This window comes from Dyella sp. EPa41 (assembly GCF_016586165.1).
Taxonomy (GTDB): Bacteria; Pseudomonadota; Gammaproteobacteria; order Xanthomonadales; family Rhodanobacteraceae; genus Dyella.
Genome location: NZ_BCPR01000048.1, coordinates 1 through 15,753, shown reverse-complemented (window position 1 = coordinate 15,753; position 15,753 = coordinate 1). Strand labels below are relative to the sequence as shown.

The window sequence follows — 15,753 nt, the reverse complement described above, 5'->3', positions numbered from 1 at the left end:
GCGTCGGAATAGATATGTTATAACGTATCGAAACCAAGAACATCGCCGCCCCCTCCCTGGACCCCTGATGAAACCTTCCTTGCTTGCCTTGAGCCTCGCCGTTGCGCTGGGGGCCGCTCCGCTCGCGCTCGCCCAGACCCAGTCGAACACCGATACCAGCAACCTCGCCCCTGGCACCAGCAGCGACAGCGGCAACAGGAAAGTGAAACAACTCGGCGCCGTGGATGTCAGCGCGGCGCTCGACCAGTCGCGCAATTCACTCTCGCCCGATACCGGCAGCAGCCAGTACGTGATCGACCAGAAGGCCATCCAGCAACTGCCGCTCGGCGACTCCACGCCACTCAACCAGGTGATCCTGCAGGCGCCGGGCGTAGTGCAGGATTCCTACGGCGGCGTGCACGTGCGCGGCGACCACGCGAACCTGCAGTACCGCATCAATGGCGTGATCATTCCCGAGTCGATCTCCGGCTTCGGGCAGACGCTGGATGCGCGCACCATCCAGAGCGTGAAACTGCTCGACGGCGCCTTGCCCGCGCAGTACGGCCTGCGCACCGCCGCGGTCGTGGACATCGACACCAAGAGCGGCCACGACCTGGGCAATGGCGGCAGCGTCGGCATCACCGGCGGTTCGTTCGGTACGCTCAACCCGAATGCATCGCTGTGGGGCAGCAGCGATCGCTGGAGCTGGTTCGTCACCGCCAATTACCTTGAGAACGATGTTGGCATCGAAAACCCGACGTCCAGCCGCACGCCGATCCATGACCACACCAACCAGGCGAAGGGGTTCGGCGACATCTCCTACCTGGTCGACGACAACACGCGCGTGAGCTTCATGTTCGGCGCGACCAACAATCGCTTCGAGATTCCCAACAACCCGAACCAGGAACCGCAGTTCGGCTACCTCGGCCAGGCCGATTTCAATTCCGCCGACCTCAACGAACGGCAGAAGGAGCAGACGCGCTTCGGCGTGCTTTCGTTGCAGGGCAAGTGGGGCAGGACCGATTACCAGGTGTCGCTTGGCCAGCGCTACAGCACGGTGAATTTCCTGCCCGACGACATCGGCGACCTGATGTTCAACGGCGTCGCTTCCACCATCAACCGCGCCAACCGGGCGAGCACGCTGCAGGCGGATTTCGCCACGCCGCTGGGCGATAGCCATACGTTGCGTTACGGCGTCTATGGTGAATTCGAGCGCGGCAACATCAGCAACAACTCGCTGGTGTTTCCGGCCAACCCGGACGGTTCGCAGGCCAGCACCACGCCGATCGGCATCTATGACGCCACCAACCTGTTGGCCCGCACCTGGTCGGCATACCTGCAGGACGAATGGAGCATCGGCGACAAGTGGACGGTGAACTACGGCGTGCGTGGCGATCGCTACGAACTGTTCCGCACCGAAAGCCAGCTGAGCCCGCGACTGGGCGTGGTGTACCAGGCTACCGACAGCACCACGATTCACGCCGGCTATTCGCGCTACTTCACGCCACCGGCGACCGAAGTGATCGACGACAGCAACATCGCGCGTTTCAACGGCACCACCAACGAGCTGCCGAGTGGCGGCAACAACCTGCCGCTGTCGGAACGCTCCGACTACTACGACGTGGGTATCCAGCAGCAGTTCGGCTCCAGCCTCACCGTCGGCCTGGATGCGTACTACCGCAAGGTGCGTCGCCTGCAGGACGAAGGCCAGTTCGGCGCGGCGCTGATCTATTCCAACTTCAACTACGCCCAGGGGCGCATCCGCGGTGCGGAGTTCACCGTCAACTACGACAACGGCCCCGTTTCCGCGTACTTCAACGCGGCCTACAGCCGGGCGATGGGCAAGCGCGTGATGACCGGCCAGTACAACTTTGCGCCGGATGAGCTGGCCTACATCGACGACAACTGGATCCACCTGGACCACGACCAGAAGCTTTCCTCGTCCGGTGGCATCACCTACTCCTTCACCGGGGCGACGCGCGTGGGCGCCGATTACATCTTCGGCAGCGGCCTGCGCAAGGAAGCACCGGGCGTGCCCAATGGCGCCTCGCTGCCGTACTACTTCCAGCTCAACCTCAACGTGGCGCACGACTTCAACATGGGCAGCTTCGGCAAGGTGAAGACCCAGCTGGCGCTGATCAATGCGTTCGATCGCACCTACGAACTGCGCGACGGCACCGGCGTGGGCGTGGGCGCGCCGCAGTTCGGTCCGCGTCGTGGCCTGTACCTCTCCCTGCAGAAGGACTTCAGCTTCTAAGTCAGCTGGGCCGATGCCCCGCCACGGTACTCACGGGGCCGTGGCGGGGCATGGGTTATCCTTTGCGCGTTTTCCATCAGCGATCCACGCGCATGTCCTCCCGACTCCCCGATCCGAGCGCCGACGAGCGCGCCCATTCCGACCAACTGCTGACGCACCTGCGCGAGGAGATTGCCGCACACGGGGCGATGCCGTTCTCGCAATACATGGAGCGTTGCCTGTACGCGCCGGGGTTGGGCTACTACAGCGCCGGGAAGACCAAGTTCGGCGAGGCCGGTGACTTCGTCACCGCGCCGGAACTGGGCAGCCTGTTCGCGCAGTGCGTGGTCAACGCCACGTATCCGGTAATCGGGCTGCTGGGCGACGACGCCGATTTCCTCGAATTGGGCGGTGGCAGCGGCAGTTTCGCCGAGGCTGCGTTGAAGGCATTCGCCGCCGCCGGCACGCTGCCTCGTCGCTATTTCATTCTCGAACCCAGCGCCGACCTGCGCGATCGCCAGCGTGAGCGCCTGTCCGGTGCGTTGCCGGCGGAGATCTTCGCACGCGTGTCCTGGCTGGATCGTCCGCCCGAGCAGGACTGGCGTGGCGTGCTGTTTGCCAACGAAGTGATCGACGCACTGCCGACCACGCGTTTCGCGATGCGTGCCGGCGAGGTCTACGAGGAATACGTGGCGCTGGATGGCGAAGGCCGCCTGATGCGCGTGGACCGTCCCGCCGACATGCTGGTGTCGGGCGCCGTGCGCCATGTGGAGCGGGATCTCGAAACGAGCTTTCCCGACGGCTATCGCTCGGAGATCCTTCCGCAGCTGCCGTACTGGATCCAGGCCATCGCCGGCTCGCTGTCTGCCGGCCTGATGCTCTTCATGGACTACGGCTACGTGCGTCGCGAGTTCTATCTGCCGGAGCGCGCCGACGGCACGCTGATGGCCCACTACCGCCACCGCGCGCACAGCGACCCGCTGTATCTGCCCGGCTTGAACGACCTCACCGCCTCGGTGGATTTCACCGCCCTGGCGGAAGCCGGCAATGGCGCGGGCTTTGGCGTGGCAGGCTACCTGTCGCAAGCACAGTTCCTGATCGGCAGCGGTCTGCAGGAGGCGTTCGAGAGCGCCTACGAGCAGGCGCCCGACGAAGCCACCCGCTACCGACTCGCCCAGGAAGTGAAGAAGCTGACCCTCCCCGACCAGATGGGCGAGCGCTTCCAGGCCATGCTGTTCGCGCGCAACATGGACGTACTGCCGCTGCCAGCAGAGCTGCTGGAGGCGGACCAGGGGGATCGGCTCTGACAGGTCGCGATGACATGTCGGCACGCCGGTCGCATTGCAGCACGATCCGCCGTTCACGCAAGAAGGATCTTTCTACGCCATGGAAACTCACGGCCGTATCGACTTGAGGCTCTTTGTTGTGGCAGTTGCTTGCGTGTTACTGGCGCAAGCGCTGCTGATCTTCAATCCGGGTTACTACAGTCACGATGAACTGCAGTGGGCCTTTTTCGCCACGCAGGCGAAAGGCGGTTTTTTCGGCAACGGCCTTTGGGGCGATTTCCAGGCCTTCCAGTACCGCCCCCTCACGTTCTCGCTATGGATGGTGCTGTCGCGTCGGCTGTTTGAGCATCCGTATGCTTTTCATGCCGTCATGGTGACGTGGGGTGCGATAAATGCGGGCATGGTGACCGCCCTGCTGCATCGATACGGTGCCAAGCCCCTCGTGTCGTTGCTGGGAGCGCTGGTGTTCGCGCTCGGTCCCTATGCGGCATACACCCATGGCTGGGTCGGGACCATTGCCGACCTGGCCTGGCTGAGTTGCGCACTCGCTGTGGCCCTCGGGGTTCGTGAGGACACGAAACCGGCGATCATCCTCGCCGCCACTTTCCTGCTGACGTCGATGGCGCTGCTGGCCAAGGAGTCGGCCATCGTGATGCCAGGACTGCTCGCGCTCGCCTGGTGGTTTTCCGGTCGCAAGCGTCACTGGGCGTTGGCCTGCCTGGCGTCGATCGTTCCTGTGGCCATCTATCTGGCATTTCGTGTCAAGGCGATCCTGTTTGCGACGGAAACCACCGGTGCCATCTATCAATGGAGTTTCCTGTCGATACCCACGCGATGGCTGGAATACCAGTTGTTTCCCGTGCTCACGAGCCGGTTCGGGGCCAATGACTTCCTGGAGAAGGCAGTGGGCCGGCGCATGGCCATCGCGGCGGCAATAGCGTGGTTGTTGCTGGCATGGTCGCTATGGCGTGCGGGCGGGCGATGGTTGGCGGCGTTTCTGCTGGGAGGCGTCGTGGCGTTGGGTCCGGTGCTGCTGCTGGCGGGGGCCGCGAACCAGTATGGTTATGCCTTCGCCGCTGTGACCGCGGGCGTGGTCGCGCTTGCATGGAGCGACATGGCTCGACCGGCGCAAATCATCGTCGGGGTGATTGCCATGCTCTGCCTATGGCATGGCGCCAACATCACGTTGGGCATGCACGATGCCGGTGTGAGGCAGGCCCATTTTTCGCCTGCCTTGGCCAGGGCGGTTGCTTCCGCGTCGCACGTCGTTCGGTTGCGTCCGCAGTCCGAGGACGATCGGTGGACGTATTTGCGCCTGACCCACGATGTGCCCAGCTATCGGGGCGTGGCCATCGGGGGCAGGGCTCGGCTCGTCGAAGCGGGTGAGCCCGCCGACTTCATCATCGACAGGCGGGGCGAGCTGGTCCCCGACGCGCCATAGCTCGCCTTCATCGGCGGGGAGGCTCGTTGGCCTCGCCGCCGATGCCATGTCAAGGAGAGACAGCAGGGGCGACCGGGGCGCTGTCCGTGTCGCGCTTCACCATCAGCCCGTGCTTGAACATGAAAGCCGCCACCTGGTAGTACGCGGTGGCGTCGTCCACCTGATGCTCGTCGACCGGCTTGTTCGGCACGGCGTCGCCGTTGTCGAAGTCAGGGCGCACCTGTTCCAGCTTGCGCTGCGGTTCGAGGATGGTCAGTACGTCCTTGTGCAGGTAGCCGAGTTTTTCGTAGGTGGCCGGGAAGGCGCGTTCGCGGCCCGGTTCCAGCTGGAAGATGTCCGCGCCGAAGAAGCGGCTGCGGTAGCTGAAGTTCAACAGGCCCATCACGGTGGGGATGATGTCGACCTGCGCCATCTGCCGCGTCACGCGCTGCGGCTGGATGTGCTTGGGCGCGTAGATCCACAGCGGGATGTGGTAGCGGTTGATCGGCACGCTGGTGCGGCCGGCGCTGGAGGCGCAGTGGTCGGCGGTGATCACGAAGATCGTGTCGTCGAAGTACGGCTTGCCCTGCGCACGCTTGAGGAAGTCGGCGATGGACCAGTCGGTGTACGCCACGGCGGCTTCGCGCGTGCCGTCCTTCTGCGTCACGCGGTTCGCGGGCACGGTGAAGGGACGGTGGTTGGAGGTGGTCATGATGTGCAGGAAGAACGGCTTCTTCTGCGCGTAGGCCTCGTCCATCTGCTTCAGCGACAGCGTGTAGAGGTCCTCGTCGGCCACGCCCCACACGTTCTCGTGGTGGATGGTCTCGCCCTTGGCGATATCGTTGCGGTCCACCGCGCGATAGCCGTTGTGCGAGAAGAAGTAGTTCATGTTGTCGAAGTAGCCGTAGCCACCATAGACGAAGTCGGACTGATAGCCGCGATCGTTGAAGACGTTGGCGGCGGAGAACAGGTTCTCGTTGTTGTGCGCCTTCACGATCGAATCGCCGGGCGTGGGCGGCACCGAGAGCGACAGGGCCTCCAGGCCGCGCACGGTGCGCGTGCCGTTGGCGTAGAGGTTGTCGAAGAACATGCTCTTGCCGATCAGCGCATCCAGGTTCGGCGTGATGCCGCGCTTGTCGCCGAACTCCGCGAGGAAGTCGGCCGAGAAGCTTTCCACGCTGATCAGCACGACGTTGAGGTGCTTCTCGGGGCCTTCATGGCGGATATCACGGGTGAGGTCGCGCGGATCGTCGCCGACGTAGGTGGCCTCGGGCGTCTTGACGAGGTCGCGCACGCGGCGGAACGCATCGTCCTCGGGCAGCGTGCGGTAGAAGCGCGAATAGTCCAGGTGGCTGCTGCGGAAGGCGGCGAAGAATTCGTACACGCCGTTGCCGGAGAGCTCGTTCACGTAGGCGTTGTCGGTGCGGTCCTTGAAGGTGCCCTTGATGGCCACCGCGGTCACCACCGTGACCAGCAGCCATACCAGCGCCACCTTGCTGCGCTGGAGGAAGCGCGTGCCGCTGTCCTCGGCCTTCAGGCCGCGGCGGCTGAGCCACACGACCACCAGGGTCGCCAGCGCCAGCAGGCTGATCCAGGTGCCCAGCGGATACGACTCGCGGATGTTGCCGATCACCTCGGTCGTATAGACGAGGTAGTCCACCGCGATGAAGTTGAAGCGCGTGCCGAACTCTCCCCAGAACACCAGCTCGGAAGCGCCGACGAACAGCAGGCCGAACAAGGTCACCGCGCCGCCGCCATAGAGCAGCCATTGGCCCACGCGCGACACATAGATGCGTTGCGGCACCAGCCACAGGTACAGCATCAGCGGCCAGGCGATGTAGATGAAGGCGACCAGGTCGTAGGCCAGCCCCACGCCGAACGCATAGGCCCAATACAGCGGATTGTGCGGCACGCCGCTGCCCGCCATGAACAGCAGCACGATGCGCGTGAGGGCGCCGATCAGCACGTAGCTGATGGCCAGCCACCACAGGGGACGAAACCGCTGGCGCAGCGGCGAGGTCGGATGGTACGCAGTGGACACGGATGACTCCGGGGGTTGGAACGACAGGCGCCCGGTTCACCAGGGCGACGAGAGGCGACCCGTCTTTATACACGGCGACGGCCTCCGGGGGAGGGCCGTCAGGGCGCCAAGCGGGTGATTTTAGCCTCAACGGCCTTCCTGCCGGCTTTCCGCCCCTGGCCTGTTCAGCGAGCCGACTGGCGCAGCGATTCGATGGCGGTGGTCCGCGCGGCGGTCATGGCATCACCAATGGCCGGCCCGGTGAGTCCCTTGGCGACGAAAGGCTCGGAGCGAATCGCCGCCGCCACGTCGCGCGCCTGCTGCAGATAGCCGGCCTGGGGATAGGCGTCGTCCTGGTGGCCGAGGCGGCCCCGCTGGTCGGCTTCGCAGGCCGCAAGGAACAGGCCCAGGCGCTCGGGTCGGCGCAAGGCGTCCAACGAAGTGAGCAGGCGCAGCACCGTGGCTGCCCTCAGTTCGAAGGCGCGGTGGACGTTGAGATGCTCGCGGCATACGTGTTCGGCCAGCGTGGCATGTTCCGTTGGCACCTTCAGTCGTGCGGCCAGTCGCTGCAGTGGTGCGACGCCCGCATGCTCGTGTCCGATGTGCCGGGGCAGCACATCGGCAGGCGTCAACGCCTTGCCGAGGTCATGCGTGAGCGCACAGAAACCCACCACGTCGTTGCCCGGCGCGATGCGTGCCGCCATGTCGAGCACCATTTCCACGTGCACGCCGGTGTCCACTTCTGGGTGGAACTCCGCGCGCTGCGGCACGCCGTAGAGTGCATCCACTTCCGGAAACAGCACGGCGAGCGCACGCGATTCGCGCAGCACGCGCAGGAACGCGGAAGGCTGCGCTTCGCCCAACGCCTTGCGGGTTTCCTGCCACACGCGCTCGGGCACGAGGTGGTCCACCTCGCCGTCGCGCACCATCTGCTGCATCAGCGCCATCGTTTCCGGCGCCACGGTAAAGCCCAGGGGCGCGAAGCGCGCCGCGAAGCGTGCCACGCGCAGCAGGCGCACGGGGTCTTCCACGAACGCGGGCGACACGTGCCGCAACAGCCGCTGCTCGAGATCCTGCAGGCCGTCGAACGGATCGACCAGCGTGCCATCCTCGGCTTCGGCCATCGCATTGATGGTCAAGTCGCGGCGCGCGAGGTCCTCTTCCAGCGTCACCGACGGATCGGCGTGGAACGCGAAGCCGTGGTAGCCGGGGCCGGTCTTGCGCTCGGTGCGGGCGAGCGCGTACTCCTCGCTCGTCTGCGGGTGCAGGAACACCGGGAAATCCTTGCCCACCGGGCGATAGCCTTGCGCCTGCAGCTCTTCGGGGCGCGCGCCCACCACCACGTGGTCGTGGTCGATGACCGGCCTGCCGAGGCGTTTGTCGCGGACCGCGCCGCCGACGAGATAGATGCGCATGGGTCGATTCTGCCACGGGGCACCCATGCGCCCATAACGGCGAGGCTTCAGCGCATGCTGCCGCGTGCGCTGGACAGGCGCCGCTGGCGTGCGGGCTCCTGCAGCAGCAGTGGCAGCCATGCCGACAGCGGCTGCGGCACGATGCCGAGTGCGGCGTAGCCATCCTGCTTGCCCACCGAGTTGGTACGCAGCGTGCGGAAGTTGTCGAGCGAGAACGGCTTGCCGGGCAGCAGCTCGGCGAACTGGGCCTGCAAGCGTCCCAGGCTGTCGGGCAGCGGCAGGATGGGCGTGCCCAGCCCCGCCACATCGCGGATCTGCCGCACGATGTCGCCGAGCGTAAGCACCTGCGGCCCGTACAGTTCGAAACTGCGATCCATGCCGAGCTTGTCGTCGCCCACGCAGCGCGCGATCGCCTCGGCCACGTCGCCTGCCCAGGTCGGCGCCAGGCGCGCGGATGCGCGCGCCAGTGGCAGCACGGGCATCTGCCTCAGCAGCGAGGCGAAGCGATCGACCAGCCCGCCGCCCCGGCCGAACATCACGCTGGGTTGGTAGATGGTCCAGTCCAGCGACGAATGGCGCACGTGCGCTTCGGCTTCGCCCTTGGTCTTGAGGTATTGCGACAGGCCCTGGCCGGCCTTGAGCGCGCTCATCTGGTGCAGCCGCGGCACGCCCGCCGCCTGGCACGCGCCGATCACGCGTTGGGTCAGATCCACATGGGCATGCTGGAAGGTCTGCTTGCCGGAGGCATTGAGGATGCCGACCAGGTTGATCACCGCGTCGGCGCCCTCGAATTGCCGGCGCAAGGCGTTGGCGTCGTAGATGTCGGCGCTGCGGATGCGCACCGACGGCAGCACGCCCAGCTCGCGCTTGCGTTCGCGGTTGCGCGAAAGCAGCACGATGCGGTGGCCATCGGCGACCAGCCGCGGGATGAGATGCGAGCCGACGAAGCCGGTGCCGCCAAGCACGACCAGTTGTTGGATTCTACCTGCCACGTGCCAGCCTCTCTCAGTGTGTGCCGCTGGATGCAGGCGCCGGTGGCGCCATGTTGCTCGCGGGCGCCGCGGTGGCCGCTTCCGCCGGCACTGCCGGCGCCGCGATCGGGCAGCCCACCCGCTTGCGTTCCGCGGAGACCTCCGCAAGGTTGAAGCCTTGGCCGATCGGTGTCATCCGCTGCGACAGCGTTACCGCATTGCCGTGCTGGCGCCAGTCATAGATCACCGCAAAGGACATCACGCGTGCCACGTACTCGCGCGTCTCCTTGTAGGGAATGGTCGCGACAAACAGGTCTGGCGGCAGCGCGCCGCGTGCTTCCAGCCACTGGTCGACCTTGCCGGGGCCGGCGTTGTACGCCGCGCTGGCAAGCCAGATCGAACCACTGAAGCGCTGCGCCATCTGCGCGAGATAGCGCGTGCCCAGGATGATGTTGGTCACCGGATCGAACAGGGTTTCGCCGCCACCCCAACGGATGTCGTTGCGCTTGGCGACCAGGGCGGCGGTGGAGGGCAGCAGCTGCATCAGGCCGCGTGCATCCGCGCCGGAGCGCGCATCGCTCATCCACGCGCTTTCTGCGCGCAGGATCGCGTAGGCCCACGACGGATCGATGCCCGCTTCCTGCGCCTGCGGCACCAGGCCGTCCTGGCTGGCGAGCGGGAAACGCTGCTCGTAATAACGCAAGGCTTCTCCATTGTTGAAGGTGAATACCGCACGGTCATACCAGCCGCGCCGATAGGCGAGGGCGACTGCGAGCCTCAGCGTATCGGCGTCGGCGCCATCGAGCGCCTGGCTCCATTCGCGACGCGCCTGGCGGGGCACGTCGACCGCGAACAACTCGAACGCGCGCTGCAGGCCGCGATTGGCCAGCAAGGCCTGTTCGCGCTTCGCATCGCTGGTGAGCTGGATCGGGCAGATGCCGTAGGGCTGCTCCAGGCGATCGGCCGCAAGGAAGCCGTAGAAGGTGGGCTCCTGCGCCAACGGCGTCAGCACGCGCTGCGCCTCGGCGCCACGACCCAGTTCGGTAAGCGCGCGGGCGCGGAACCAGCGCCATTCGCCGTCCTGCTGCTGCGTCGCCGGCATGGCGTCGATGGCCGCGAGCACGGCCCGCCAGTCGCGCTGGGCGAGCGCGGCGCGCACGCGCCACTCGCGGCTCACGTCCGTCTGCAGTGCGGCGGGCAGGGCCGCCAGGCGCGACAACGCACCTTCGTCATAGTCGGTGGCATGGAACAGCGCCAGCGCGTACACCACGCGATCGCGCTGCTGCGGGGTGAAGGCGAAGCGATCCTGCAGTTTCTGCCACGCCGTATCGGCGATGACCGACTGGCGACGCGCCAGCCGTTCCACCGCAATGGCGGCGGCCTGGCGGTTGCGCGGCGTATCCGGCCACTGGTTGGCGGCGACCGCCGCGGTGCCCGGATCGCTCAGCGCGGACGCCAGCCGCTTGGCGGCGTCCGCGTCTTCGGCGGGCAGCCATGCGGCCATGGCGTTGATGGAACCGGGCTGCACGGCATCAGCGGCGCGATCGATGCGATCCCACAGGCGCTGCGGCGTGAGCAGGCCCTGGTCGTGGGCCGCGCTCAACACCGGATCACAGGCACCGGGCAACTTGGGCTTGGCCCACAACGCGGCGAGGTCGCGGTCGAAATCAAGCTGCGCACCCTTGCTCAGCTGCGCCTGCAACGCGTTGCAGGCCAGCGCGTCGCCCTGTCCCGGCTGGTACATCGCGAGGAAGTTGTCCCAGTCCTGCCGGCGCGCGAGTTCGGCGAGGAAGTCGCGGCGAAGATCACCCGCGGGAATCTGGTCGGGATAGCGCTTGAGGTACGACTCCACCTGCGCGCGGTCGATCTGCCGGATGTCGTGCGTCAGCGCGGCGGCTTCCAGGTAGGGATAGATCGCATAGTTCTCCAGCCCGCCGGCCAGGCTGCGCCAGCCATCGCCTCCCTGCAGCGCCGCGGCATAGGCCTGCTTGAAGGCGGTGCGCTGTGCCTGGGTGGGCTCGGCCGCGCCGGCGGTGCCGGCCAGCAGCAGGCCGGCCATCACGATGAGCAGGCGCCGGGCGATTCGGCGCGGTGCCACGGAGAGGGACATGAAAGCTCCTTTTTTTGCCTGTTCCACGCCGTGCATCGCAAGGGCTGGCAATGCATCGGACCCGGCAGCATGGCCAATGGCCGCTGAGCGTGACGTGAAACCGACGCGACCATGGTAGCCGGAGCGGGCCTGATAGAATCTGCGGCCCACGAGGCGCCGCATCCGGCGCATGAACCTGGCTCCCAAGGAAGCGCATGACGCCACCGTCCCCGCCGTCGTCCCGTGTAGCGCCGCTGGCGTGGCTGGCGCTTGTCGCCGCGGCGTTGTGGGGCGTGCTGTGGTGGTGGCACATCGGGCGACCGGTGACGCTCCCGGAAACGCCTTCCTCGCGCATCGCCTGCGTGTCCTACGCGCCGTTCCGCAAGCCGGGCGAGACACCGCTCAACATCCATGCCTATGTGAGCCCCGAGCGCATCGACGCCGATTTGCGCGCGCTGTCGGAGCGCTTCGATTGCGTGCGCACCTACTCGCAGGGCTTCGGCCTCGACGCGGTGCCGGGCATCGCGCAGCGCTATGGCATGAAGGTGCTCATGGGCATATGGATCGGGCGCGATCCGGTGTTGAACGCGAACGAGATCAAGGCCGGCATCGCCACCATCAAGGCGCACCCCGACGTACTGCGCGGGGTGGTCGTCGGCAACGAAGTGCTGCTGCGTGGCGAGCAGACGCCTGCGGCGATGGCGCAGTACGTGACCGAGGTGCGCGACGCCGTGCGCGACACGCACGTGTCGATCACCTATGCCGACGTGTGGGAGTTCTGGCAGCGCTATCCGGAAATGGCCAAGGTGGTGGACTTCATCACCATCCACATCCTGCCGTATTGGGAGGACGCTCCGGTGGAGCCGCGGGATGCCGTGCAGCACGTCGCCGACGTGTACGCGCACATGAAGGCGGAGTTTCCCGGCCGCGCGGTGATGATCGGCGAGACGGGCTGGCCCAGCCAGGGCAAGCAGCGTCGCGGCGCCGCCGCGAGCCTGGTGAACGAAGCCCGCTACATGCGCGAATTCCTGCGCTATGCCGGCAGCGTGGACATGCCCTACAACGTGATCGAAGCCTTCGACCAGCCGTGGAAGCGCGAACAGGAAGGCACGGTCGGCGGCTACTGGGGCATCTTCGACGTCGACGCGCATCCGAAGTTTTCGATGCAGGGCCCGGTGGTCGAGGAGCCGCGCTGGCTGCTGGGCTGGTGGGCGGGCGTGCTTGGCGCCGCGCTGTTCGTGCTGGCGGCGGTGTGGCGCCGGGAGTGGCGCTCGCGCCGGGCGCGCTTCGTGCTGGTGCTGTCCGGGTTTGCCTGCGGCGCCGCGTTGGCCTGGCAGTTCCGGCAGATGTGGTTTGCCTGCCGCGATGTGGTCGAGTGGGCCGTTTCCGGCACGCTGTGCGTGCTGGCGCTGCTGACCACGATCGCGCTGGCGCGCTGGGTGGCGGCTCGCCTGGGTGGCGGACCGTCTCGCGGCGCACCGGATACCCGCGCGCGGTTCGCGTGGATGTTCGGCCTTACCCTGTATGGCTTGCTGCTGGTGTTCGACGGTCGCTACCGCGATTTCCCGCTGGGCCTGTTCTGGCCGCCGGCGCTCGGCTACTTCGTCGCCGCGCTGCTGGATACGGGCAGATCGTGGGTGCCCACCGCGGAAGAGCGCTTCATGGCTTGCCTGATGCCGATGCTGGCAGCCGTGACGGTGGTGCAGGATGTCGGCCTGAATCCTGCCTCGTGGTCATGGCTGGGCGTGAATCTCCTGCTGGGCGCCGCCGCCTTGGTCGCGTGGCGACGCAGCGTCCGCCTGGGCGCGCACGAGGCGCAGGCAGCCCACCAATAGCGCCAGCGCGCCGGGCTCGAAGCAGTACAGCACCACGGCGACCAGGCCAGTCGCCGCGGCCAGCCATGCGCTGAATACGCGGTTGCGCCAGAGCGCCAGCGCGGTGGCGGCGAGCGCGATCCAGCCGTAGATGCCGATGCGTACGCCGCCGACGTTGCCGGTGATGAACCCCTCCACCGTGATATGCCGCAGGTCGCAGGCAAGCGTCTTGCCCGTCTCGCATACGCGCGCCACTTCGGGCGACTCGACCAGTCCATAGCGCAGCATGACGGGCGCGACGCCCAGCACGATCAGCAACAGCCAGGGCAGGATCAGGGTAAGCGTTCGCTTCATCGGCGCAGTCGAAAGGGTTGGGGGGCGATATGGGTTGGCAGGCGAATCTCCGCCGCCAGGGGCAAATGATCCGAAAACGCCTGCGGCAGCGCCCAGACCTTGTCGAGCTGGATCGCCTCGGAGGTGAGGATATGGTCCAGCGCCCGGCGCGGCTTCCAGCTGGGAAAGGTGGGCGTCGCCTGTTCGGGCGACACCAGCGGAGACTTGGCAAACAGGTGCCTCATCTCCGCGCTGCGCAGCTCGGTGTTGAGATCACCCATCAAGACCGCGTGCCGGTAGTCCTGCAACACCTCGCCGATGAAGGCGAGCTGCTTGGCGCGCGCCGGCGCGCTCAGCGAGAGATGGGCGATCATCACCGCCAGCGCGTCCTTGCCCTCGCCAAAGCGCGCCAGCAGCGCGCCGCGGCCGGGAATGCGGCTGGGCAGCGGGAAGTCCAGCACGCTGGTCGGTTCGAGGCGGCTGATCAGCCCGTTCGCGGAATGCGCCAGGCGCGCCATCGGGCGATTGGGCTGGTGGCTCCAGAACGGCATGCCCGCGGCTTCGGCGAGATAGCGCGTCTGGTTGAGGAAGCCCGAGCGCAGGCTGCCGGCATCGGCTTCCTGCAGCCCGATCACGTCGAACTGCGGCAGTACTTCCGCCAGCCGGTCCAGGTTGTCGAGCTTGCTGCGGCCGGGCAGCACCGCGTTGATGCTGCGGGTCAGGTATTCGCTGTAGCGCTGCACGCTGGCGCCGGCCAGGATGTTGCAGCTCAGCAGGCGTAGACGGCGCTCCGGGGCGACGGGGGCGGGTGAATCGGCGCGGTTCATCGGGCGGCAGGGTAGTGGCAAAGGGTGACAGGCGCCATCGCTGGCGCCGTCGGATGCGCAAGCATGCCCGCCGGGGTGTGAATGTGGGGAAAGTCCCGCCGGACTCTCCCCGTGCAAGGATTACTTGCCGCCGGCCAGCTCGCGCTTGACCAGCCACTGGGTCAGGGCCGACAGCTGGTCCAGCGTCTTGATGTTGGCGCTGCGGTACTTGCCGTCGACCACGATGGTCGGCGTGCCGTCGACCTGCCAGGCCTGCACCAGCGCGGCATCCTTGCGGATCTGCTGGGTGACTTCGTCCGAGGTGGCGATGCGCATGAAGTCGTCGCGCTTCACGCCATGGCTGGCGTAGAAGTCGGCGATCTCATCCAGCGTGGAGATCGGGTAGTGGTCTTCGAACTTGGCCTTGAACAGCGCCAGGTGGGTCTGCTCCACCACGCCCAGCTTCTTGGCGGCATAGTAGGCGCGGGCGTAGGGCACCCACTGGTCGTTGAACGCCGCCGGCAGCAGCTTGAACACCACGCCCGCAGGCAGCTGCTTGCGCAGCTGCTCGGCGAGCGGCGCGAAGTGGGCGCAATGGATGCAGCCGTACGAGAACACCTCGACGACCTCGACCTTGCCCTCGTTGCTGTAGCGCTGCGGCGTGCCGCCGATGGTGACGTACTCGGTGCCGTCCGTGTAGGGCGCGGCATCGTTGGAGCCGGTGGCGGTGCAGGCGGTGGTCAGCAGCAGGCCGGCGAGCAGGCCGAGGACGCGCAGGGAGGCAAAACGCTTGAGCATGGGCGGTGTTCTCAGGTGAGCGATGGGTGGGGTGTGAAGGCCCGGCTTACTTGCCGGCCGCTTCCTTGGACACCAGCCACTTCGTCAGTTCCACCACCTGGTCGTAGCCACCGGCCGAGCGCGGGGTCAGGCGGTACTTGCCGTCGACGACGATGGTGGGCGTCTCTTCGATGCCGTAGTTCTTCACCAGTTCGTCCGAACGCTTCACCTTGGTGTTGATGGTGAAGGAGTTGGCCACCGCCACGAATTCCTTCGGATCGGCGCCGAACTTCGCGTAGACCTGGGCGGCATCGTCCAGGGTCGGCAGGGCGGACGCGGGCTTCAGGCCCGCGCCACCGGCCTTGAGGGCGCTGAGTTCGTTGGTCTTCCACACGGCGTCGTACATGGCGTCGTTGGCCTTGTCGGCCACGCCCAGCGCCTGTGCGGCGAGGAAGGCGCGCTGCAGCATCGGCCAGTTTTCCTGCGGCATGAACGAGGCGGGCAGGTAGGCAACCACGGCATCGGCGGGCAGCTCCTGCACCAGCTTGTTCATGGTGGGGTGGAACTGGTTGCAGGCCGGGCAGCCGTACGAGAACACCTCGAGCAC

12 protein-coding genes are annotated in these 15,753 nt (G+C 66.7%); 4 read left to right on the top strand and 8 right to left on the bottom strand.

Annotated elements, in window-relative coordinates; genetic code table 11:
* Nucleotides 1–67: 67 nt before the first annotated feature.
* The 3 genes from JMF82_RS14935 to JMF82_RS14925 all read left to right on the top strand — a co-directional run bounded on the left by JMF82_RS14935 (nt 68) and on the right by JMF82_RS14925 (nt 4,942).
* Nucleotides 68–2,236, top strand: a complete 2,169-nt coding sequence (locus JMF82_RS14935; protein WP_201315357.1) for a TonB-dependent receptor — start codon at nt 68–70, stop codon at nt 2,234–2,236.
* 92 nt (nt 2,237–2,328) lie between these two features.
* Nucleotides 2,329–3,522, top strand: a complete 1,194-nt coding sequence (locus JMF82_RS14930; protein WP_201315356.1) for an SAM-dependent methyltransferase — start codon at nt 2,329–2,331, stop codon at nt 3,520–3,522.
* Nucleotides 3,523–3,601: 79 nt separating this feature from the next.
* Nucleotides 3,602–4,942 (top strand): hypothetical protein, encoded by a 1,341-nt coding sequence (locus JMF82_RS14925; RefSeq protein ID WP_201315355.1) that lies wholly within the window; start codon nt 3,602–3,604, stop codon nt 4,940–4,942.
* Between the two features lie 49 nt (nt 4,943–4,991).
* On the opposite strand, the gene JMF82_RS14920 is transcribed toward JMF82_RS14925, so the two are convergent.
* From JMF82_RS14920 to JMF82_RS14905, 4 genes are all read right to left on the bottom strand, one after another.
* Complete coding sequence (locus JMF82_RS14920; protein WP_201315354.1) at nt 4,992–6,962, bottom strand: LTA synthase family protein; 1,971 nt, start codon at nt 6,960–6,962, stop codon at nt 4,992–4,994.
* 164 nt (nt 6,963–7,126) lie between these two features.
* On the bottom strand, nt 7,127–8,356 hold the full coding sequence (locus tag JMF82_RS14915) for a multifunctional CCA addition/repair protein (RefSeq protein ID WP_201315353.1): 1,230 nt from the start codon (nt 8,354–8,356) through the stop codon (nt 7,127–7,129).
* A gap of 47 nt (nt 8,357–8,403) precedes the next feature.
* Complete coding sequence (locus JMF82_RS14910; protein ID WP_201315352.1) at nt 8,404–9,348, bottom strand: complex I NDUFA9 subunit family protein; 945 nt, start codon at nt 9,346–9,348, stop codon at nt 8,404–8,406.
* Between the two features lie 13 nt (nt 9,349–9,361).
* Nucleotides 9,362–11,437, bottom strand: coding sequence for a transglycosylase SLT domain-containing protein (locus JMF82_RS14905; RefSeq protein ID WP_201315351.1), 2,076 nt, complete (start codon nt 11,435–11,437; stop codon nt 9,362–9,364).
* 194 nt (nt 11,438–11,631) lie between these two features.
* Between JMF82_RS14905 and JMF82_RS14900 the strand changes: the two genes are divergently transcribed.
* Nucleotides 11,632–13,251, top strand: coding sequence for a glycosyl hydrolase family 17 protein (locus JMF82_RS14900; protein WP_201315350.1), 1,620 nt, complete (start codon nt 11,632–11,634; stop codon nt 13,249–13,251).
* On the opposite strand, the gene JMF82_RS14895 is transcribed toward JMF82_RS14900, so the two are convergent.
* From JMF82_RS14895 to JMF82_RS14880, 4 genes are all read right to left on the bottom strand, one after another.
* Nucleotides 13,150–13,584 (bottom strand): hypothetical protein, encoded by a 435-nt coding sequence (locus JMF82_RS14895; protein WP_201315349.1) that lies wholly within the window; start codon nt 13,582–13,584, stop codon nt 13,150–13,152. The two genes, JMF82_RS14900 and JMF82_RS14895, sit on opposite strands and share 102 nt — an antisense overlap.
* Nucleotides 13,581–14,390 carry an endonuclease/exonuclease/phosphatase family protein gene (locus tag JMF82_RS14890; protein ID WP_201315348.1) on the bottom strand — a complete coding sequence of 270 codons (810 nt, stop codon included), beginning with the start codon at nt 14,388–14,390 and terminating at the stop codon, nt 13,581–13,583. The genes JMF82_RS14895 and JMF82_RS14890 overlap by 4 nt, the downstream gene beginning before the upstream one ends.
* A 120-nt stretch (nt 14,391–14,510) precedes the next feature.
* Entirely contained in the window at nt 14,511–15,167 is a 657-nt protein-coding gene (locus JMF82_RS14885) for a thiol:disulfide interchange protein DsbA/DsbL (protein ID WP_201315347.1), read from the bottom strand.
* A gap of 46 nt (nt 15,168–15,213) precedes the next feature.
* Nucleotides 15,214–15,753, bottom strand: a 540-nt coding sequence (locus JMF82_RS14880) for a thiol:disulfide interchange protein DsbA/DsbL (RefSeq protein WP_201315346.1), incomplete at its 5' end; no start/stop codon positions are given.

Excerpts from the sequence above, each read along its gene's own strand:
- JMF82_RS14935 (WP_201315357.1), top strand. The coding sequence starts at position 68 with ATGAAACCTTCCTTGCTTGCCTTGAGCCTCGCCGTTGCGCTGGGGGCC.
- JMF82_RS14930 (WP_201315356.1), top strand. The coding sequence starts at position 2,329 with ATGTCCTCCCGACTCCCCGATCCGAGCGCCGACGAGCGCGCCCATTCC.
- JMF82_RS14925 (WP_201315355.1), top strand. The coding sequence starts at position 3,602 with ATGGAAACTCACGGCCGTATCGACTTGAGGCTCTTTGTTGTGGCAGTT.
- JMF82_RS14915 (WP_201315353.1), bottom strand. The coding sequence starts at position 8,356 with ATGCGCATCTATCTCGTCGGCGGCGCGGTCCGCGACAAACGCCTCGGC.
- JMF82_RS14905 (WP_201315351.1), bottom strand. The coding sequence starts at position 11,437 with ATGTCCCTCTCCGTGGCACCGCGCCGAATCGCCCGGCGCCTGCTCATC.
- JMF82_RS14900 (WP_201315350.1), top strand. The coding sequence starts at position 11,632 with ATGACGCCACCGTCCCCGCCGTCGTCCCGTGTAGCGCCGCTGGCGTGG.
- JMF82_RS14895 (WP_201315349.1), bottom strand. The coding sequence starts at position 13,584 with ATGAAGCGAACGCTTACCCTGATCCTGCCCTGGCTGTTGCTGATCGTG.
- JMF82_RS14890 (WP_201315348.1), bottom strand. The coding sequence starts at position 14,390 with ATGAACCGCGCCGATTCACCCGCCCCCGTCGCCCCGGAGCGCCGTCTA.
- JMF82_RS14885 (WP_201315347.1), bottom strand. The coding sequence starts at position 15,167 with ATGCTCAAGCGTTTTGCCTCCCTGCGCGTCCTCGGCCTGCTCGCCGGC.